The organism is Sorangium sp. So ce119 (genome assembly GCF_051524405.1).
Taxonomy (GTDB): Bacteria; Myxococcota_A; Polyangia; order Polyangiales; family Polyangiaceae; genus Sorangium; species Sorangium cellulosum_G.
The window spans coordinates 4,809,398-4,829,813 of the sequence record NZ_CP150310.1; the positions used below are offsets into that span (position 1 = coordinate 4,809,398).

Sequence of the window (20,416 nt, forward strand, 5' to 3'; positions counted from 1 at the left end):
CCTCAAGCAGAGCTTCCGATCTTGATCGATGGTTGTATGGGCGCCGACGGCCATCAACCCGTAAGATAACCAAAGCATCAGTCCTGGACGATAATACGGTGCCGCTGAGTCGACTGATATGGGACTCTCGCCGTCCCTAGCTACGCCGATGCGGCAACACGCTCGCCGCGCTCGGGCTCCCACGGCAGGCTCGCGACCTTCGACGCCAGGAACTCGCGCCGGCCGCTCTCGTCGCCTGCATCGAAGAGCACCACCTTCGCGTCGCCGACGATCGCGTTGACGTCGAGCACGACGCGGACGCGCGGGGAGAACCGCTCGGCCAGCACGACCAGATCGCCGGGACGCGGCCTGCGGGCGGGCCTGGCCGCGCGCGCGGGGTCGGCGAGGACCTCCGCAAGGCGCTCGGCGAGGCCGAGGTGTACGATGAACCACCGATCGCCGTCGACCCGGGGCTTGGGCGTGCGGGCGACGCGGGGTCGATCCCGATCACGGCTTCCCGCGGCCGGACATCCGCGAGCAGCCGGCGCGCGAAGGCGGGCTTCGGATCAAAGAACGGTGCGCAGACGAACGCGGTCGCCACGTCGCGCGGCACGCGGGGCACGATCTGCGACCAGAGATCGGCGCCCGTCGCCGAGGACGTCAGGATCACGCGATCGCCCGCGTCCGCGGCGACCGGGCCCTCCAGCCACGGGACGCCGAGCTTGAGGCCCTCGTACGCCTCGACCACGTCGGGCAATCCGGAGGGGACGTGGCCGGCGAGGAACTCGAACGCCCCGCGGAACGGGGCCGCGGCGCCGCGAATCGAGGCGCCCTGGGCGCGGAACACGGTGGTCACCTCGTCGTTCAGCCCGAAGCCGGACAGCGTCAGGTTGTGGCTGCCGACGAACAGCGCCCCCTTCGACTTGCCGACGCGCAGCAGGATCTTCGGGTGGAAGGCGCCGCCGACCTCGACGGGGATCAGCGTGTAGTCCCTCCCCGCGCGGCGCGGGCGGCGGTCCTCGCTCGCGAACGCCTCCGCGCACCGGGCGGCATCCATCATGAGGACGTTGTGCGTGCAGCCCGCGGCGACCAGGCGCCGGAGCACGACCTCCTCGTAGAACGGGAAGTAGCAGTTGTAGGTCGCAATGACCGAGGCCCGGAATCCCGGCTCGGAGAGGTGCTCCATCAGCGAGATGGATGCGAGCTCATCCTCCACGGCACACCTCCAGCGCGGCGCGGCCGCGCTCGGTCAGCAAGAGCCCATCGTCCTCGACGTCGATCAGGTCGAGGTCCCTGAGGATCTGCACCGCCCTGGTGACGCGGGGGAGCGTGTACGTCGGCGCCGGCGCCTCCACGACGCGCAGCTCGCCCTCGAGCGGTCGGATGCGGAAGGTGTCGCGGCGCTCCGCGCGGAGTTTGCGGAGGGCGACCCGGAGATGGCGGCCGACGCACCAGTGCACCGAGAGCCATCGGATCCACTCGCCGAGGCTCATCGCGGCCCACGTCGTGCGTGACGCCTGCCGGAGCGAGAGCAGGTGGACTTCCTGGGGGTCGAAGTACTCGGGGTCGAGCTCGAAGTCGGCGTACGGGTACTCATCGACGCCGCGGGCGAGCAGCGCCAGCAGGATCTGGATGCTTTTCTCGGCGGCGTCCTCGAGCTGATCGTCCTCGAGACCGAGGTCCAGAAGCTGCCATCCGCGCTCCAGCTCGTGCTCGGGAGCCGTCCAGTTAGCGAGCGGCGGCAGCTCGCCTCGCACCTGCGCGATCTCGTCGGCAAGCGGCCTTGCGAGCCTCGCACCGAACGACGAGAGCAAGCGCTCTCCCACATTCGCGGCGTCGGCGGACTCCCGGAGAACGCCGCGGTGGTCGCGCTGGATGGCGCGGAGGATCGCCGCGAAGAGGCCCTGGACGGCGGCCGAGAGGAGTTCGTTGCGCTGGTAGGTCCCCCACCCTCCGCGCGCGCGAAGCAGCGCCCCCTCCAGCTCCCATGGCGAGCCGTCGGGCAGCGCTCCGGCGTACGAGGCGCCGCGCAGCAGCGCTTCGTACGTGTACGTCGGGTTCTTTCCGTCGCGCCGGACGAGGTCGAGCATCAGTCCGAGCGACGCCCGGCGCGCGGGCCCCCCATCGACATCGTATGTGGCGGTCCTGGCCAGGAACAGGTCGTGCAACAGCTCCTGCTCGACGGGGCTTGCGCGGAGCCCGCAGGGGCAGAACGAGGCGAGCTCGTCGAGATCCGACCAGGTGATTGCGGATGCCTCCAGGCCCCGGAAGAACGCATCCTCCGCGACGCCCTTGGCGAACGCCTCGGCGAGCTCGCGCCCCCGCTCGCGGTCGTACCCGAGTGGGTAATCGTTTCCCTGCGGCGAGTGGTCGAGGATGCGGAGGTCGCGGAGCGGGCCGAAGTAGTACTGGCCGAGCCCGCCGAGCTTGTTCTTGAAGTAGCGCTTCGGCCCTTCGAGGGCCGCGTACTCGTTCAGCGAGATCTCCTCGACGTCATCGCCGATCCGAAGCAGCTCGAACCGGCCGACCATCCCGATGCCGTGGCGCCCATGGTCAGCGTCGTCGAGCGCACGAGCGTGTCGGATCGCGATGAGCGCGAAGAGGCACTCCGCCCGGCGCAGGACGCGCCGGAACTCATCGAGCGAGTGGTCGGCGTACCGGCGCTCGAAGGACCAGATCACCCACGGGTAGAAGGCGTAGTACCGGGCCCGGTCGGTGACGTTCGTGATGCCGGGGAGGAGCTGGGTGTAAAGGGTCGTGCACGGCGCCTGGACGCCGAGGTGATCGAGGCCGCGGATCGGCTCCGGCGGACATACCCAGGCGATGTCTTCCACAGGCTTCATCGGTCCCCTCCTGGCAGGCTCGCGCGGGCGGCAGCTTTCCTGCTATCGACATCACAGCGACCACGTGAGATCAAATCCAACACAACAAAAACCGTTCAGCGCTATGCACCGCAAAACCAGTGAACCTGGACGACCCGCTCCTGATTCATCACGACCAGAGGTACCCTACATAACGCGCTGACAAATCGCCGGTGCCAACTGGGAAGCTTACTCGATATTCCTCCAGAAGGGCCCATCAAAGTAGAGGCTGCAGACCACTGGAAGGAGCCTTCCCTTGTCACCCGCGTTGAGAACAACGCGCCCTTGCTCTAGGTTGAGCTCACTCCGCACGTGCTGCCGATCGAACGATGGAGCATGAGCATGGATGAGGATCTGCTCCACCTCAGCAACATCCGCGGCATCCACGCTTGCCCAGCGGAGCGTGAGGTCCCACACGTCCGCGAAGAACCCACGCACCCTCCCGGCGGACCATCGAACTTTTGCTAGCGATTGAAAAATGCGCTCGCGCAGCGGCTGCCCTGGCGTTCCAGATTCCAGCTCACCATCCTCTCGACGTCCGTTCGCGAGACCAATGTACAGGATCCCGCCCTCGGGACGCGCGTCCTGGCGACCTTCGATGCAGTACACGCCCGCACCGCCGAGGGCTGTACGCGAGCCTTCGTCTGGCGCATGCTGCATCAGGTTCCCGTCGAGCGGCACGGGCATCGAGAACCAATGCAGTGGTGATACCAGCAAATCATGGTTACTCGCCTGCCCATACATTCTTCACCTCATGTACGATACATCACGAACAGAAGCCGTTTGGAGCGCCGAAAGACCGCAGCAAGCAGCTCGCGCTCGCGACCAAGGCCCTCGACGCGAACGACGAGAACTCGCTCCTGAGCCGCCTGGCGCGCGAGACCGCCGCGGCCCGTACCGCCCTCCTGTCGGCGATGAACCCGGAGCTTCCGAACTCGCCGATGGCGGTTCTGAAGAACTCCCTCTCGGCGTTGCTCCGGCAGCACGGAGAGTCGCAGCGCGAGGCGATGGCCGCGATGCAGGAGCGCCAGGCGAAGCTCGAGCAGGCCATCCGTGAGTCGCTCGTCCGCCTCGAGGAGCGCAAGCGGGGCGACGCCAGGTCGAGAACATCGCGACGGCCATGGGCTACGTACGCGAGGCCGGGAATCTCATGCACTCCGTGAGCGAGCCCTTCCCACCGCTCCCTGCCGCGCTCCTGGTTACGTCAGAGACTCGTCAGAAGGGCCGGTCCACTGGGCCCAACTCCGCGAATCTACTTACAAAACCGTGGCGTCCCCAGCGGGATTCGAACCCTGGAAAAGCGTCAAGATCCGCAGGAATCACGTAGACTTCCGCATGCTGGCGGCGAGGTGACGAAGCAGACGGCGGCGGATAAGTGCGCGGAACCTCGTGAGCCGGACGAATCGCGGACGAAACCGGAGGACCCGCGGACGGTGCTGCTGGGCCAGCTGGCGGAAGGCATGAGGGCGGCGCTCGCCGCGGGCGACGTCGAGGCGGCGCGCATCGCCCACGAGACCATCGGCCGCCTGCTCGGCGCACCAGGGGCCGACGCGGCCGCCGTCATCGACCTCGCCGCCAAGCGCAGCCGGCGCGGCGGGTAGCGCTCGCTGCGGCGGCGCTCGCCACGGGCGACGTCGAGGCGGCGCGCATCGCCCACGAGACCATCGGCCGCCTGCTCGGCGCACCAGGGGCCGACGCGGCCGCCGTCATCGACCTCGCCGCCAAGCGCAGCCGGCGCGGCGGGTAGCGCTCGCTGCGGCGGCGCTCGCCACGGGCGACGTCGAGGCGGCGCGCATCGCCCACGAGACCATCGGCCGCCTGCTCGGCGCACCAGGGGCCGACGCGGCCGCCGTCATCGACCTCGCCGCCGAGCGCAGCCGGCGCGGCGGGTAGCGCTCGCTGCGGCGGCGCTCGCCGCGGGCGACGTCGAGGCGGCGCGCATCGCCCACGAGACCATCGGCCGTCTGCTCGGCGCGCCCGGCGTTGATGCGGGCGGTCGCGCCCAGCGCCGCGGAGCGCACCCGCCGCGGTGGGGCAGAGGGCGGCGCGCCTTAACACATAATTCGTACCTGTCAACAACAATCAACAGAAAAACGCACGGATGAGCTTGCCAGGCTCCTGGACCCGATCCATGCTCCACCCAGTAAGCAGCGCGCCCCGGGACTCCGACATCGCCGGGGTGCGCGAGCGCTTACCGCTTGCGTGGCGCGCTCTCTGGGGAGCACGGATGCGCCCTTTCCACAAGGAAAGGTACGCCCTCCGCGCACACGATACAAGCGTGCAACCTGGCCCTGCTCTGCAGCAGCGCCTCTGACGGAGGAGTGTGTCATGTCCACGAAGAACAGTGTCCCGGATTGGCTATTAAGCCTGTTCGACGACCTCAATGAGACCTATTTCGATGGCAAACTGGAGCGGCCGTTCATCGGCATCCAGCCCGGATCGATGCCAACGAAGAACGCCTGGTATGCATACGTGCCATACCTCGAAAGCCGGAACGGTCCGTTTGCTGCGATATCAATCACGGAGGAGGTGTTGGCGAAGGGGCGAGACTACACCAGTGACACGCTGCTCCACGAGATGATCCACCACGCTGTGGCCACGCTGTACAAGGAAGACCATGCGTCGCACAGTAAGCGGTTCTGCGAGATCGCGAACAATATAGGTGCCCGCATCGGGTGTCTGAGGATCGTGCCCGGATCGGTGGCTGCCGAGCGCTGGCCACAGTCGGTGAGGCTCCCTAGCAGATAGCCACCGCGCGCTCGCAGTGGCTGCGCGCATCGACCACGAGACCGTCGGCCGCCTGCTCGGCGCGCCCGGCGCCGACGCGGCCAAGCGGGCCGACGCGGCCGGCGTCATCGACCTCGCCGTCGAGCGCAGTCGGCGCGGCGGGTAGCGCCGGCTGGGGCGGCGCTCGCGGCGGGGGACGTGGAGGCGGCGCGCATCGCCCACGAGACCATCGGGCGCCTCCTCGGCGCGTTCTGTGTGGAGGCAGGCAGGGGGCTCGCTCTCGCGACGAAGCGCACACGCGGGACGCATAGCGCAGGACAACAGCGGTTTCGCGGGTCTTTTGAGCAATCAGAGCCCTGAGTGCCCATGACAAGCACTTAGTCCCAATGCGTCGGCCGGCGGATCCTGCCATTTGCGATAAAGAACTCATAGTCGACGAGCCGTTCTTCTACCCGAGGGCCCATCACTCCGATTTTCTCTATCGCTGCTCGGTAGCGCTCGGGAGAGGAAACGGTTAGTGAATCAGGGTCAGTTAATGGCTTGAGCGCCTCATCCAGCTTAGAGCGAACCTCGTTGCTCTTGGCGGCTTCGGTGACTTCCAGCTGAGTCTCGAAGGCTGCTTCAACGATCTTGTTCGCATGCCGAAGCCGGAGCAATGCATTGAATCCCCGCGTTGACATCTCGATCTCGCCATCGGAGACGCCTATTGTCCGGAGCGTGCCGATGAGGTCGTCCTTGATGGTGATTTTATCGGCGTCCGGGATCTTTCCCAGTACGCCCGCTCGGCCAAGCAGTTCGAGCGAGATCCTTGCCATCGTGTTGGCTGCGAGCCGGAGTTCTGAAATTGTTGCTTTCGCTTCTCTTGTTACCTCCTCTGCCTGGCGAAGTTTCAGCTCAATACCGGCGCCCTTGATCTCCTGGAACAGGTCGTTTCGTGCGCACGCCATGAGGAGCAGCAGTGTTGGCGCAGCGATGGCTACGACAGCGACTCTGTCACTGAAGACGAATCCAACAACCAGGCTCGACAGCAGCGCTATTCCAAGTCCGATACATGTCAGGGTCGCTGCGCGCGATGGTTTCCCGTTGGGGCGTTCTGTGGGGGGTACGGGCGGCGTCGTCATGCTTGGAGTCCAGAACGTTCACGAAGATTGACAACGAGACGACCGTCTCGTTGTCAGAAACCCGGACGGTGCGATCCGCCCATCGTCGAGCATGGGTATCGATTGCCATTCTCATGCTGACCACGTAAGCTCGCCGGGCAAGCAAAGTGCCGCCCGCGGGTGCTGGTAACACCCCGGGCGGCGTGGCCGAACCCCGCAGGAACGAGGTCCGACATGTCCGTTGTATACTTACGCCCTTCGACGGGCCAAGGAACCGATCCGCCTTCTGGACGGGCTCCTCGCCCGTCCGCTTCTCATGCCGCCGAAGAGCCCGCCGGCCCGCGAATTTCCCTCAAGACGCGTAGGAGGAGCAGGTGAAGCGCCCGCGGAAGGGGGCCAAGCGCCCGCCTGCCGCGCGACATCCCCGGAAGCGACCGACGATCGAGGCGATCATGGCCGAGCGCTCGGTCATCATGGCGGTCATCGTCGCCAGCGGCGTGCCCGCGCGCGACCGCCATGATGTCGCCCAGGAGATCCTGCTGAACGCCTGGCGTTCGGTGAAGCGCGGCATGTACAGGCCGGACCCGAAGGCCGAGCCGCGCAAGGCGCTCCGCGGTTGGCTCTACGGAGTCTCTTGGCGCAAGGTGGGGCACCATCTCAAGAGCGCGTACGTGCGGCGCGTGGTCCTGAGCGCGCAGCCGCTCGGCTGGCTTCCTGAGCCGACTGGGCCGAGCTTGGAGGCGCAGGTCGCTGCGCGCGAAGTGCTCGACGCCATGGCCGAGCTCGCACCATGGCAGTTGGAGGCGATCCTATCGGTGGACGACCCGCTGTCGCTCGTCGCGTACGCCCGGCGGCGCGGGATGAACCCGAGCACCGCGGCGAGCCGCCTGCGCATCGCCCGGAAGGCCCTGGCCATGAAGCTCCGGAGGTGGCGCCGATGCCGATGACCAGCCGAGCCAAGCGGCGGCGCGCCCGCAAGAAGCTACCGAAGCCGCCCACCCCGATCCTGACGGAGGTCGTGCTGACCGAGGCCGACCTGAGCAGCATCGCCGAGGCAGCGCTGGCGCTCCTGCCGTTCCCCGTCCGCCCCTGGAACCGCGACAAGCTCTGGGCCGCCGTGCTCGACGCGCACCTCAACGCGAAGACGCGCGCCGGCCGAGAGCTCGCCTGGGAAGCGCGCGGCGCCTTGCAGGTGCTCGACGCCATCGAGCGGTTCTTCGTGCGCCGCGAGAAGTAGACGGCCGCCCCTCCGGGGACGCACGCCCGGCGGAAGCGCGGCTCGCGGCCCGCCGGTCTCAGCCCCGCCACCGCCGACGGAACCGGGGAGCTCGATCGCTCCCCGGACGTGCGGCCCTGACATCGCTCCCGCGTGCTGTAGGCTCGAAAGGATGCGGCCGGCGAGGGTGGAGCCTCCCGGCCGCGATTGATCACGTGCGAGGTGACCGTGGCGAAGAAGGTACGCGCAAGCAAAGGCAGGAGCAAGGCAGGCGAGCTCGGTGGCGGCAAGGTGAAGCGGCGCCGAGTGGGCCCAGAAGAGGTGCGCTTCGACGACCCCGATCAGATGGCGATGTGGATGGCCGCAAAGATCGAGGCATCGGCAGAGGCGGAGGCTACCGGCGAACTCGCGGTGGACGTGCCCGTGGTCGTCAAACAGACGTCCGACGGAAGCGAGCAGCGTATCCGAACCCCACCCGGCTTGCACCCAGCGATGATCGATCTGAAGAGGGTTACGCGCGCATTCTACGACCTCGCGCTCCAGCACGCTAATCAAGATGCAGTAGTCGTATGCCACATCCTTTCCGCGGTGTGCGATGCGGTGGAGCAGGGCGATTCCGCGGCACTGCGCGAGCCCGAAAAGTGGGCACGCGCGCGTATTCGCCCGCCTCGTGGATCGATTGGGCACTTTGGGTTCCTACCGCTCGAAGATCCCATGGGACGGTCGCTCAGCATTTCGCAGATCTCCGGTGGCTTCTACATGCTCGCTGCCCTGCTCCAGGCTGAGCTCGAACGATATAGGGCAAATACATGTACGATCGAGGAAGTAGTCAGCAGGGTCGCCACGCTTATGGTCCACAACTTCCCGGTGATCAAAAGCCTGTCGAGCGACCCCGACCCCTTCAAGCGACAGGCTCAGGTCGCCGAGCGCGTACGTGCAGCGCTGTGCGCGATCGGCGACCTCCTCGCGCGTGACACCACTGAGTCGTTGGGACGAACGATCGCCGAGCAGCTCCTGCGCGACGAGTTCAAGCACTCCGGAAACAGCCCCGCGGAGATTCGGGCGGCTTTCCATTTCCTCGACCCCTGAGCCGCCTGAGGTGACGTCAAGAGGGTGCACCCTATCCCCCCCCATGGCGTGCACCGCGTGCACCCTATCCCCCCCCATGGGGTGCAGTCCCTTCCGGGGCCGCCGGGGAGGGTGCACCATCTTGCGCATGGGTCAGCACCACACCGCTTGCCGGCCGAGGACGGGCCGCACTCCTGCGAATCTCAACCTTCCTGTCGATCTTCGGGAACGGCTCCGCGTCGTCTCCGAAGAAACGGGGATCCCGCAGTGCCGGATCGCAGAGCAGGGGCTTCGCCTTCGGTTGGCACAGATGGAACGCGCGAAGTCGAAGGCGGAGCCTACGCAGTGAACGCCTCGGTGACCGCCGTAGATGTGGCGACGCTGTTGTCCGTACAGGCGGATGCGTTCGACACACACGCCCGCACACTGCGCGCGCTGGTGGAGGTGCTCGCGGCACGCGGCATCAGCGCGCAGCCAACGCCGCGCTACGCAACGGCGAAATCGAACCCGCTCGGCTCCTCCCGTGCATTTCTGGATGCCCATCGCCGCGGGGACTTCGCCACGTTCAAACGCCGGCGCGAGGTCGTCGCGCTCTGGACCGACGTCGAGAGCTGGATCGAGAGCCGAAAGCCGGCACCTCGTGAACGCAAGCCCGTAGACGACGCGGACGACGATCGCGCCCTCCTCCAAAGGGCGGGTGTTCGGCTCCAGCCGGCGAACGACGCCGCACCCGCACGTCACCGGAAGCACTCCCGCGGGCGTTGAGGTGCAGCGTAGCGACCGCAGCAGAGGACGGCCCTCTGGAGGCCCCCCTGGCGCTCTTGAAGCCTTCCGGCTCGCGGGCGATACCGCCTGGCCACCCAGGGACACGACCCGCGAGCCGGCTGTCGCGGGGGACGCTTTCGCCGGCCGGGGGGACGCTTTCGCCGGCCGGGGGGACGCTTTCGCCGGCCGGGGGGACGCTTTCGCCGGCCGGGGGGACGCTTTCGCCGGCCGGGGGGACGCTTCGCCATCCGGCCCATCCGGACACGAGGGCAGCGAGCTTGCAGCCCTCGGCAAGCGAAATCCCCGGGGTCTCGTCGAGTCTTTGGCCCTACACCCATCGCATGGATCCGCTGGCTCTCAACGCCTCGGTACGGACCGTGACCCCTCAGTCGCCTTACTTGATAGCGGCCTCTGCTTCCCCCTCTCTACGCCCGATGACACCTCTCCCGCTCTGCACTTCCCTGGAGACGCGGATGACGGCGCCGCCCCCTGGGAGCTCCTCGTGCGGCTCTGGCCGATCCTGCTCGCATGCCGCGGGCAGTCTCTTACCCTTGCGAGCGCGTCCCTCACGGTTCGCGATGACCGGCATGTGCGCGACCACGCCGCACCGTTCACCTCCCTCATCGCGGCACGCCCGGGTGAGGGGGCGGTCCTCGTGATCGACCGTGGAAAAGAAGGAGCGGAGCATCTACACGGGCTCGTCTTGACGTGCAACGCCGCAGCGGCGCGCGGCACGTGGTGCCGCCGGACAGGCGCCCGCGCATCGGCATGCACCCTCAAAGAGGTGACGGGCTGGGGTGAGCACCAGCAAGGATCGTCTCTCGAGCTCTTTGGTGAAGTGCCGAAGGTGCTCCGGTACGCGTTCAAGCCCTGGCCGATCGAGTACGGCCGTCGGCGCCTCGACGCGGACGTGTTCGCTTCGGGGCCGTTCGCCGCTGCTTGGACGAGCGTTCTCGAAGTCCTCAGAAGGCAGCAGCCCGACGAAAGCGCCTTCGCGCAGAAAGCGTCCCTCCCCCCAGAGGAGGCGTCCGCGCGGTGCGCCCGGTGCGAACGATCGATGCCGGAGAACAGGCGACGTCACGCGCGATGGTGCTCGAACAAGTGCCGAAAGGCAGCCCATCGGCGCCGTGAGCGGGAGCAGAAATATCTTGACAGGACGCAGCTAGGACATTGTTCTTCCGACGTCCCCCGCACGCGGCATGCCGGCCCCGGCTGATTTACTCGCGGTAAATCAGCCGGGGCCGGCATGCCGCGTGCTGGGGGACGTGAGGTTTTCCCGATGGAAACCATCGTGCTCGGGTTCGACCCTGGCGCCGCCCGCGTGGGATGGGCAGCGCTCGACGTGGACGCGGCAGGCGCGCGGCACGTCGGCTCCGGCGTGCTTCCCGTCGACCTCGCCGGCGATCCCGGGATCGAGGCCCTGCGCGCCGCCGCGGGGGCGCTGCTCTCGCGCTACTGCCCCGCGCTGGTCGCCGTCGAGCGGGTCGTCCGCGTCTTCCCCCGCCCGCGGTTCGGTCCTGCCATGGCCAGCGAGCTCTGTGGCGCGTCATGGGTCGGGGCCGAGCTCGCCGGCCTCGCGGCGGCGCGGGGGCTCATCGTCCGCACCGCGACGCTCCAGGCGGTGCGCTCGGCCCTGGGATGCGCCAGAGCAGGCGACGCCGCGCTCGCCGCCGCCATCCGCGCGCGGGTCGCCGGCTGGCCCGCCCGGTCGAGCGAGCATGCCCGAGATGCCGCCGCGGTCGCGTGGAGCGCGACCGTCGAGACGGCGCACGCGCCCGCGTCGCAGTCGTGGGCGATGCCGGCAGAGCTCGATCGCGGTCGCCCTTGACCGAATACATATTGAGATACACAATGTACACATGGGCGAGCGGACGAGGGCGATCGGTTACGTGCGGGTCTCGACCGAGCAGCAGGCGGACGGCGGCGTGAGCCTCGCGGCGCAGCGGACGAAGCTCGTGGCCTACGCGACCGCCATGGATCTCGACCTCGTGGACATCATCGAAGACCCCGGCGTCAGCGCCAAGACGCTCGACCGCCCCGGCCTGCAACGCGCCCTCGGCATGCTCGACGCTGGCCAGGCTTCCGCGCTGCTCGTGGTCAAGCTCGATCGGCTCACGCGCAGCGTGCGCGACCTCGACGCGTTGATCGCCGGGTACTTCGCCGATCGCTTCTCGCTCCTGTCGGTCGCCGATTCGATCGATACGCGCTCTGCCGCGGGTCGCCTCGTGCTGAACGTGCTCGCGTCGGTCTCGCAGTGGGAGCGCGAAGCGACCGCCGAGCGCACGCGTGACGCGCTCGCCCAGCTTCGCGCCGATGGCGTGCGGCTCGGCGGGGCGGCGCTCGGGTGGGTCCACACCGGGGAGGCCGATGCAGACGGCCGGCGCATCATCGCCCACGTGCAGGACGAGGCTGCGACCGTCGATCGGATCCTCGCGCTCCGCGTCGATGGCCTCTCGCTGCGCGAGATCGCAGCCACCTTGACGGACGAGGGATATCGGACGAAGCGGGGTGGTAGCTGGGCGGCTGAAACCGTGCGAAAGGTGCTCGCGAGGTCGAGAGAGTGAGTTTCTCCATCGCGTGCAAGATATGGGGTAGCGCAGCGGTTCGGCATGCCCTGGCCGAGCCGAACCCCGACCCGGCGACCCGTGAGCTCTGCCAGAAGATCCTGAAGCACGCGGACCCGCCCGGCGCCTTCCGTGCGTGGGCGCTCGCGCAGCCCTGGCCGCGGTTCTGCGCGATCGTTCGCATCGTCTCCGGAGAAGAGCGTCGAGAAGTCGACGAAGCCGTGAAGGAAAGGATCAAGAGCATGGCACGCATGGGCCGCCCCCCGAAGGAAGACCGCAGCACCGTCGCCGGTGTCATGGTCCACGTCCGGCTCACCCCGGGAGAGGTCGAGACCGTGGATGCAGAGGTCGAGCGCCAGCGCGCTATCGCGCCGCCCGGCCTTGCGGACAAGGTGTCGCGGTCGTCGGTCATCAAGGGCTTGATCTCGACGCTGCGCCAGCCTGCCGCAGCCCCCGCGCCCGCGGCTCCGCCCGCGCGCTCTCCCGCTCGTGAGAGCAGCGAGAGCGACGTCCGCGAGCTCATGGCCCGCTGTTTCGAGCGGGGCCTTACCCAAGCCCAGCTCGCGAAGCTCTCCGGTGTCGAGCGGTCCCAGATCAGCCGCTTTCACACGCAGAACGCCACGAAGCCGCCGATGCCCCCCGAGAAGGTGGCAGCCCTCGCACGCGCCCTGCGCGCGTGGGAGGCGAAGCAGAAGTAGACCGCGCCCGCCGCGCCCTGAAGGAGACACCGACGCATGCCCCGACCTCGCACCGGAACGATCGAGCGCCACGGCGACCACTACGATGCGCGTCTCACGCTGGCCGATGGCTCGCGCCCGCGGGTCTGCCTGCCGTCTGGCCTCTCGGAAGCTCGCGCCCGCGACCACGCCCGGCGCCTGGCCGAGCTCGCCCGCGTCGAGAACGGCACCATGCAACCCGCTTCGGAGGCGGACGCGCCCGCGGGCGAACCCCTGCGCGCCTACGCCGATCGCTGGTGCGCGGCCCGCGATGAGCGCGGCCTCACTTCAGTGGGCGACGATCGCGGGCGCCTCCGGAAGTGGGTACTCCCGGCCCTCGGAGAGACGGCCATCACGGCGATCGGCCGGTCGGATCTCGAGCGCTTCGTGGAAGACCTCGACGCCCGCGTGCGCGCGAAAGAGCTCTCGTGGAAGACAGCCAAGAACGTGTGGGGGGTCGTCTCCAAGCTCTTCGATGATGCCTGCCGCTCCAAGGTCCTGGCGCTGCGCGTGCGCGACGACAACCCCGCTGCCGGCGTCCGCGGCCCGGATGAAGGGGTGAAGAAGAGCAAGAGCTATATATTCCCCTCGGAGTTCCTTGCCGTGGTCTCATGCGACCGCGTGCCGATCCGCTGGCGCCAGCTGTTCGCGCTCTCGGTCTACACCTACACGCGCGCCGCTGAGCTCGAAGCGCTCGAATGGGAAGACGTCGACATCGATCGACGCCTCATCCACATCCACCGAGCCGTCGATCGCTCCGAGACCGGAGAGGTAAAGGAGACGAAGACCAACAACCCGCGCCGCATTCCCATCGAGCCCACGCTGCTCCCGCTGCTCCTGGCGATGCAGGGAAAGGCATCCCGGGGCCGCGTGATCAACATGCCGTCCAGCTGCGATCTCTCGGTGCGCTTGCGGCAATACCTCGGGTGGGCCGGCATCGAGCGCGCCGAGCTCTTCGCCAACGACGCCACCCGCAAACAGCTCACCTTCCACGATCTCCGCGCGACTGGCATCACGTGGATGGCCCTTCGCGGCGATGAGCCGATCAAGATCATGCGCCGCGCCGGCCACGAGGACATCGCAACGACCATGGGCTATGTGCGCGAGGCCGAGAACCTCATGCACCCCGTGGGCGACCCGTTCCCTCCGCTCCCTGCCGCGCTCCTGGTTTCGTCCGACGAATCGTCCGAGGGACCGGCCACCTGGGGCCTACTGCGCGGAAATACTTACGGAAAGCGGAGCGTCCCCAGCGGGATTCGAACCCGCGTAGCAGCCTTGAAAGGGCTGAGTCCTGGGCCGGGCTAGACGATGGGGACCGGCGATGCGGCGCGGGAAGCTACCTGCCGTCGTCGAGCAATGCAAGCCCTACGCGCTCCGTCCGCTCCGTTCCTGTCCCCCACGAGGCCCGCCACAGGGACCGCGCCGCGTTCGGCGGCTCGCCGTGGCGGGCTTCGCGGGGGCGTGGGTGGCGCCCCGCGTGCCGGCCGTTGCCTCAACCTGGCGGCCTGGCCGACCTCGCCGGTCTGGTCGGCCTCGCCGGCCTAGTCGGCCTCGCCGCTCTTGGACGGCGTCCAGGAGGGGGCGTCGCTCGCGGGGAACGAGTCCTCGACGGTCTCGTCCACCTTCTGTTCCGGCTCCTTGTCTGCCGTGGCCTCGTGGCCCTCGACCGGGTCTCCTGGAACGTGCCGGTGCTGGTCGCCGCCGCCCTGCCGCTCCTGCTGGGCCGCGCCCGCGGCGCCCCTGGGCGTCGCTGCCCCCTGGTCCTTCGTCGCCTTCTCGTTCGCCTTCATGCGCACCTCCTCGAGCTGTTCCGGCTTCTCCAGAGCACCTGGAGCCGTCGAGGCGCACCGCAAGGGGCCAACGAAATGCTGGTGAGCTCGGCGTGCCATTCGCCCGGCACGGAGCTCCGTCCTGTTCCTGGGCGCGCCCTGCCTCGAGCACGTCCGCGTGCGTGCACGCGCACGGTCCGGTGCACGCCCAGGCGCACGCTCCTGCGCACGCCGACGCGCCACCACCTGCCCCGAACCGCTGGACGACCGCCCTGAATCGGGCGACCATGGGCGCCGGGCCACCCACCTTGCGCCACACGGACCCGAGCTCTCCCTCATGCTTCCGCTTCCGGGCCTAGCGCCTGCTGTACCCATGTCCCCGGGAGGACCGTGCACCGACGCCGGCGCCTGACGCGCGCCGCCCCGCTCGCCTTCTGCCTTCTCCCGGCGCTCTTCTCGGCCGTCTCTGCCCGCCCAGCGCTCGCGCAGCCCGCGCCCCCCGCGCAGCCCCAGGCCGCGCAGCCCGCACCTCCCGGACAACCCACGTCGCCCGCGCCTGCCGCGCAGCCCGCGCCATCTCCTCCCCCATCTCCCCCCTCCCCGCCGCCCGCCCCCTCGCCGCCTCCCCCTCTCGAGGTCGTCGTCACCGGCACCCGCACCCCCGAGAGCAGCCAGCGCGCCACGGTGCGCACGCGCGTCATCAGCCGCGACGAGGCCGAGCGCCGCGGCGCCACCAACGTCGGCGAGGCGCTCGACGGCGAGCTCGGCGTCCAGGTCAACCCGAGCGCCTACGGCTCGCTCGGCAACCCGAGCGCCATCCAGATCCAGGGATTCGACCTCGAGCGCGTCCTCGTCCTCGAGGACGGCGAGCGCGTCATCGGCGACGCCGGCGGCGCCATCGACCTCTCCTCCCTCCCGCTCAGCGACGTCTCCCGCATCGAGCTCGTCACCGGGCCGACGAGCTCCCTCTACGGCGCGAGCGCCATCGGCGGCGTCGTCAACGTCCTCTCCGGCCCCCCCGCCCACCCGGGCTTCAGCGGCCGCGGCCGCCTCGAAGGCCGCAGCCGCACGGGGCTCCTCGTCCAGGGCTCCGGCGCCTACCGCGGCGAGCGCGCCTGGGCCAGCGCCGACGCCTCGTTCCAGCGCGAGGACAGCCTCTCCCTCCTCGAGGGCAACCCCGCCACCGCCCTGCCCGAGCGCGCCCAGCACCTCGTCGGCCTGCGCGCCGGCGCCGCGCTCGGCCGCGGCATCGACGTGCGCCTCCGCGCCCGGTGGATCCACGACGCGCAGGACGGCCTCGAGCAGCTCGTGCGACCAGGCCTCCGCCCGTACCTCTTCGATCTCCCCGAGGTGACCGACCGCGTCACCCTCCACCTCACCGAGACCATCGACCTCGGCGGCGGCTCCAACCTGCGCCTCGCCGCCGGCCGGCAGTGGGCCTTCCGGACGAGCGGCCGCGACCTGCGCGGCTCGCCCCTCTCGGAGCTGCGCGAGCGCTCGGGCACCCTCCAGAGCTACGAGGCCGTCGCCACCCTCGCCCACGGGCAGCTCACCTGGGTGCTCGGCGGCCGCGCCGAGGTGGAGTCGCTCACCCAGGAGCTCACGACCACGGAGGTCTCCACCTCGGGCACCTCGCAGAGCGCCTTCGACGAGGTGCCCGACACCGAGCTCGGCAGCGCCGCGCTCTACGGCCAGCTCGCCTGGAAGATCACCGACCGCCTCACCCTCATGCCCGGCGTCCGCGGCGAGTACTGGCCGCGCTACGGCGGCGTCATCGCCCCGCGCCTCGCCCTCGCCTACCGGCCCGCGCCGTCGCTCACCCTGCGCATCTCCGGCGGGCAAGGCTTCCGCCCGCCCAGCGCGAAGGAGCTCGGCTTCTCGTTCGACCACTCGGGCCTCGGCTACATCCTCGAGGGCAACCCGGATCTCGCCCCCGAGACGTCCTGGGGCGTGAACGGCGACGTCACGTGGACCCCCGGAGAAGGCCTCACCCTCCGCGGCGGCGCCTTCGCGAACTGGGTCGATCACCTGATCGACATCGACCCGAGGCCCATCCGCTCGTCCGGCGTCGACACGTCGACCGACATGAACTCGTCCGGCGGCGTCGACACGTATACCTACATGAACATCGCGAGGGCGCGCACCGCGGGTGTCGAGCTCTCGGCGACGTTCCAGGCGGCAGCGTGGCTCCGCGCCGAGGCCGGCTATGCCTACCTCTGGACGCGCAACGACGACCCCGCCGTCCCCGATCAGCCGCTCTCCGGCAGGCCCCCGCACACAGCGCAGGCGGCGCTCCGCGCCGACCTGCCGCTCCGCTTCGAGCTCGTCACCCGGCTCCGGACCATCACCAGCGCGTTCGTCGCGGCAGGCCTGCGCGCGCCCGGCTTCACCACGCTCGACGCGCGGCTCGCGCGGCCGCTCTGGCCCTCGTCGCAGGCCTACGTCGGCGTCAGGAACGTCCTGGGCGCGCAGAAGGACCCTGACCGCCTCGGCGATCACCGGCCCCTCGAGGGGCGCACCGTCTACCTCGGCGTGATCGCCGAGCTACCGTGGGAGGACTCATGACAAGAGGGTCAGTCGTCGCAGCGCTTCTCCTTCTCACCCCCGCGTGCAGCGACGATGTGGGCGACAGGGGCTCGAGCGGGGGCGCGCCGACGGAGGACGGCGCGCTCCTCGAGGTCGAGGTGCCGGCCTCCGGCCGCGTCTTCCTCCGGCTCGCCACGCCCGAGATCGTCGCCCCGGCCGACGACGGCGCGGCGTCCACCGACTGGGATCTCGCCCTCTCGGGCTATGACGTCTTCACCAACAGCGGCCTCAGCGGCCCCGGCGACGGCGGGGCGCTGCCGCTCAGCCTCGACGACACCAGGGCGGGCCAGCTCCCGAGCACCCCGTTCCTCCTCACGGACGAGGCCGGCGGTGCCTTCACGCAGTGGTACGCCTACGACGGCGAGTCGCACGTCGCCTTCAGCCGGTATCACATCCACGCGATCGAGCACGAAGGCCGCCACTGGAAGCTCCAGATCCTCTCCTTTTACGGAGAGGTGGACGGCGCGCCGGTCACCGCGCTCTACCAGCTCCGGGTCGCCGAGGTGCTCCCCGACGGCGTCGGCGAGACCGTCGAGATCAAGGATCTCGACGCGACAGCGGGCGGCATCGACGCCCTCGAGAGCGCGCCGAGCGCCTGCCTCGACCTCGCGGGCAACCGGCGACTGATGCTCACGCCGGCCGAGGCGCGCGAATCGACGGAGTGGCACGTCTGCTTCCGCCGATCGCTCGTCAGCGTCAACGGCGAGCTCGGCGGCCCCGGCGCCGCGCGCGGCGCCGATCTCCAGGAGCAAGAGACAAGGTCCGAGGCGCTCGCCGACGTCAAGGAGCGCACCGCCGCGTCGGAGGAAGCGCGGTTCGACGCGGCCGACCACCAGGCCCTCACGGATCCCGCCGTCCGCTACCGCGGCGACCACGTGGCGACCGCCTTCACCGGGCGCTGGATCGAGCCCGGATCGAGCCCGCCCGCGCCGGCGAAGGACGCCGCGTGGCTCGTCCAGAGCGCAGACGGCCAATCGCGCTTCGTGGCCGTATTCGAGCGCTTCGAGGGCGCGACGGACGCATCCCCGGGACGGGTGATAATGCGCGTCAAGCAGGTGGAATGACCGACACGCGCGCCCTCGTGCGCCGCGGCGCGGTCGAGAGAATGCGCGGCGCGTGACATCGCAGAGCGACGCGACCATACTGCGCGCGCTCGGTGAGGCACACCCCTCACCTCTCGTAAGGAGCCTGCTTATGACAGAGTCGCTTGCCCCCGTATCGAGCGCCACAGGTCGGTCCCGCCAGCAAGGGACACCGGGGGGCGGGCGCGGGGCGACGCGGGCGCGCCGCGGGGGCCTGTTCGCCGCGGGTGTCCTCGCCGCGCTCGCCGCGGGGGCCTGCGGCGGCAACGTGGTGGTCGACGGGTTCGAGCCGCCCGAGGGCACCGGGGGTGCCGGGGGTTCCTGGGGGACCGGCCGCAGCACGAGCGCCGTCACGCCCGACACGACGGGCTCCGGCCAGGGCGGCGACATCGGCGAGGGCGGCGCGCCGCCGATTCCGCCGCTCGTCGAGGAGGATCTCGGCGAGATCACCGTCGGTGTCCCCGTCCCGGTGGATATCCCGGCAGGCACCCTCGGCTTCACGGCGATCGCGCAGCTCATGACCTCGCCGCCGAGCTTCGATCCGATCGGCATCGCGGAGATCTCCGGCCCTGACGGCAGGACGTTCATGGCGGACTACACGATCCCCGGCACCCTGGCGAGCTTCTACAACCAGGGGATCGGCACGGCGGCCGTGCCCCAGACGGGCGCGGCCGCGGCCGTGCCACTTGTGCCAGGCACGTACTGGATCACGATCGGCGACGGCAGCTTCGGCCTGCCGACGGCGCCAGCGCGCCTCTCGGTGTGGCGCCGCCAGACGCTCGACGGGCGCTTTCACGGCGGGAAGCTCGACATCAACGCCTTCATCGCGGGAGACGCGATCTCCGAGGATTACCTGCAGAGCGCGCTGCGCCGGGCCTACCAGGGGTTCGTGGACCTCGACGTGAGCAGCGTCACGGTACATCGCCTGGGAGCGGAGTGGGGTTTCATCGACGAGGAGCTCCTTCCGAGCTTGCTCGAGCAGACGGCCGGCGCCCGCGGCCGGCCGGCGCTCAACGTGATCGCCGTGTCACAGTTCGGCGGCAGGCTCGACGGCGCTGCCGGCGCGACGCCCTCCGCGCCCTCGGTCGCCGTGGAGCACGGCACGCATCTCAGCGGCATCGTGGTGACGCTCTACGAGGATCCCAAGGTCGACACGGCCATTCTGCGCCACGAGCTCGGCCATTTCACCGGGCTGTTCCACACCACCGAGTTCGAGCCCGCCTTCGCCGACCCGCTCGACGACACCGGGCGGTGCGACGACGTGCTCGATCTGGCCGAGCTCTGTCCCGACTACGACAACATCATGTTTCCGACCGGGGGCGACTTCTCGGGCAGGATGACGCCGCAGCAGACGACGATCGTGCAGGCGAGCGCGGTCTACCGCGGGATCGTCGAGAACGGAGGCGGCGCGGCCGACCCGCTCCCGGCGGGCCGCGGCCCATCCCCCGCCGGCCGCGCTCCGGACCCGGCCGGCCGCGGTCAGGCCGGCCACGGCGCCGGCCACGGCGTGGCGCCTGCGCCTGGCGACCGCGCCTGGGCGGCCGCGCTCCCGTCGCGCGCCGCGACCCTGCTGGGAGGGCACTTCTGCGGGCACAGCGCGGCGGCGGGCGCGGACTACTTCGCGCTGCTCCGCGCGACAGGCGGCGCCGACGCCGACCGGCTGCTCGCTGTCGGCCGCGATCCCGGCGCGCCGGTCCAGGCCAGGGCGCGCGCCCTCGCCGCCGCGGGCCGCGCCGCCGCGCCCGTCGCCGCCGCGCCTGTTGCCGCCGCGCCCTCCGCGCCCTCCGCGCGCGTGCTCGCCGACCTCGAGGCGCTCGCCGTGGACCCGCGCCTGCCGCGCCACGCGCGCCTCGGCGCGATCCAGGGGGTCGCCGCCGCCTCGCCCGCCGCCGCCCGCGCGCTCGCCGCGCGCCTCGCCGCCGACCCCGACACGGTGGTCGGCCGGATGGCGACCCGCGCCGCGCGGTGAGGCCGCGGCGGGCG

Annotated in this window: 18 protein-coding genes, 1 tRNA gene and 1 pseudogene; 14 read left to right on the top strand and 6 right to left on the bottom strand. The window is 70.0% G+C overall.

What is annotated here, in order from left to right; translation table 11 throughout:
- Positions 1–136 precede the first annotated feature (136 nt).
- From WME76_RS18075 to WME76_RS18085, 3 genes are all read right to left on the bottom strand, one after another.
- Complete coding sequence (locus WME76_RS18075) at positions 137–1,195, bottom strand: hypothetical protein (protein WP_437961334.1); 1,059 nt, start codon at positions 1,193–1,195, stop codon at positions 137–139.
- Positions 1,185–2,822, bottom strand: coding sequence for a hypothetical protein (locus WME76_RS18080; RefSeq protein ID WP_437961335.1), 1,638 nt, complete (start codon positions 2,820–2,822; stop codon positions 1,185–1,187). Before WME76_RS18080 ends, WME76_RS18075 begins: the two co-directional genes overlap by 11 nt.
- A gap of 207 nt (positions 2,823–3,029) precedes the next feature.
- Positions 3,030–3,584: a hypothetical protein gene (locus tag WME76_RS18085; protein WP_437961336.1), complete on the bottom strand. Its 555-nt coding sequence runs from the start codon at positions 3,582–3,584 to the stop codon at positions 3,030–3,032.
- 605 nt (positions 3,585–4,189) lie between these two features.
- On the opposite strand from WME76_RS18085, the gene WME76_RS18090 reads away from it, so the two are divergent.
- The 3 genes from WME76_RS18090 (at position 4,190) to WME76_RS18100 (ending at position 5,733) form a co-directional block, all read left to right on the top strand.
- Positions 4,190–4,441: a hypothetical protein gene (locus tag WME76_RS18090; protein WP_437961337.1), complete on the top strand. Its 252-nt coding sequence runs from the start codon at positions 4,190–4,192 to the stop codon at positions 4,439–4,441.
- Between the two features lie 727 nt (positions 4,442–5,168).
- Entirely contained in the window at positions 5,169–5,588 is a 420-nt protein-coding gene (locus tag WME76_RS18095) for a SprT-like domain-containing protein (RefSeq protein ID WP_437961338.1), read from the top strand.
- Between the two features lie 16 nt (positions 5,589–5,604).
- A complete protein-coding gene (locus tag WME76_RS18100; protein WP_437961339.1) occupies positions 5,605–5,733 on the top strand; it encodes a hypothetical protein in 129 nt (42 codons plus the stop codon).
- A 211-nt stretch (positions 5,734–5,944) separates the two neighbouring features.
- On the opposite strand, the gene WME76_RS18105 is transcribed toward WME76_RS18100, so the two are convergent.
- Positions 5,945–6,688, bottom strand: a complete 744-nt coding sequence (locus tag WME76_RS18105; RefSeq protein WP_437961340.1) for a hypothetical protein — start codon at positions 6,686–6,688, stop codon at positions 5,945–5,947.
- 431 nt (positions 6,689–7,119) lie between these two features.
- On the opposite strand from WME76_RS18105, the gene WME76_RS18110 reads away from it, so the two are divergent.
- The 8 genes and pseudogenes from WME76_RS18110 to WME76_RS18145 form a co-directional block, all read left to right on the top strand.
- Complete coding sequence (locus tag WME76_RS18110; RefSeq protein WP_437961341.1) at positions 7,120–7,614, top strand: RNA polymerase sigma factor; 495 nt, start codon at positions 7,120–7,122, stop codon at positions 7,612–7,614.
- The gene (locus WME76_RS18115) at positions 7,611–7,904 is read left to right on the top strand and encodes a hypothetical protein (protein ID WP_437961342.1); all 294 of its coding nucleotides are present in this window, start codon (positions 7,611–7,613) and stop codon (positions 7,902–7,904) included. Before WME76_RS18110 ends, WME76_RS18115 begins: the two co-directional genes overlap by 4 nt.
- A 207-nt stretch (positions 7,905–8,111) precedes the next feature.
- Positions 8,112–8,972: a hypothetical protein gene (locus WME76_RS18120; protein WP_437961343.1), complete on the top strand. Its 861-nt coding sequence runs from the start codon at positions 8,112–8,114 to the stop codon at positions 8,970–8,972.
- Between the two features lie 324 nt (positions 8,973–9,296).
- Complete coding sequence (locus WME76_RS18125; protein WP_437961344.1) at positions 9,297–9,716, top strand: hypothetical protein; 420 nt, start codon at positions 9,297–9,299, stop codon at positions 9,714–9,716.
- Positions 9,717–10,995: 1,279 nt separating this feature from the next.
- Complete coding sequence (locus tag WME76_RS18130; RefSeq protein ID WP_437961345.1) at positions 10,996–11,544, top strand: hypothetical protein; 549 nt, start codon at positions 10,996–10,998, stop codon at positions 11,542–11,544.
- A 31-nt stretch (positions 11,545–11,575) separates the two neighbouring features.
- On the top strand, positions 11,576–12,280 hold the full coding sequence (locus tag WME76_RS18135; protein ID WP_437961346.1) for a recombinase family protein: 705 nt from the start codon (positions 11,576–11,578) through the stop codon (positions 12,278–12,280).
- A complete protein-coding gene (locus tag WME76_RS18140; RefSeq protein WP_437961347.1) occupies positions 12,277–12,978 on the top strand; it encodes a helix-turn-helix domain-containing protein in 702 nt (233 codons plus the stop codon). The genes WME76_RS18135 and WME76_RS18140 overlap by 4 nt, the downstream gene beginning before the upstream one ends.
- A 210-nt stretch (positions 12,979–13,188) precedes the next feature.
- Positions 13,189–14,049 (top strand): annotated as a pseudogene (locus WME76_RS18145) (tyrosine-type recombinase/integrase); the annotation flags it as partial.
- A 188-nt stretch (positions 14,050–14,237) separates the two neighbouring features.
- Here the strand turns inward: WME76_RS18145 and WME76_RS18150 are convergent.
- A tRNA-Glu gene (locus tag WME76_RS18150) sits at positions 14,238–14,312 on the bottom strand.
- 225 nt (positions 14,313–14,537) lie between these two features.
- Positions 14,538–14,786 (bottom strand): hypothetical protein, encoded by a 249-nt coding sequence (locus tag WME76_RS18155; protein WP_437291991.1) that lies wholly within the window; start codon positions 14,784–14,786, stop codon positions 14,538–14,540.
- Positions 14,787–15,449: 663 nt separating this feature from the next.
- Between WME76_RS18155 and WME76_RS18160 the strand changes: the two genes are divergently transcribed.
- From WME76_RS18160 to WME76_RS18170, 3 genes are all read left to right on the top strand, one after another.
- Positions 15,450–17,330, top strand: coding sequence for a TonB-dependent receptor plug domain-containing protein (locus WME76_RS18160; RefSeq protein WP_437961348.1), 1,881 nt, complete (start codon positions 15,450–15,452; stop codon positions 17,328–17,330).
- Positions 17,327–18,415, top strand: coding sequence for an HmuY family protein (locus WME76_RS18165; RefSeq protein WP_437961349.1), 1,089 nt, complete (start codon positions 17,327–17,329; stop codon positions 18,413–18,415). Before WME76_RS18160 ends, WME76_RS18165 begins: the two co-directional genes overlap by 4 nt.
- Before the next feature lie 130 nt (positions 18,416–18,545).
- Positions 18,546–20,402, top strand: a complete 1,857-nt coding sequence (locus tag WME76_RS18170; protein ID WP_437961350.1) for a hypothetical protein — start codon at positions 18,546–18,548, stop codon at positions 20,400–20,402.
- Positions 20,403–20,416 lie beyond the last annotated feature (14 nt).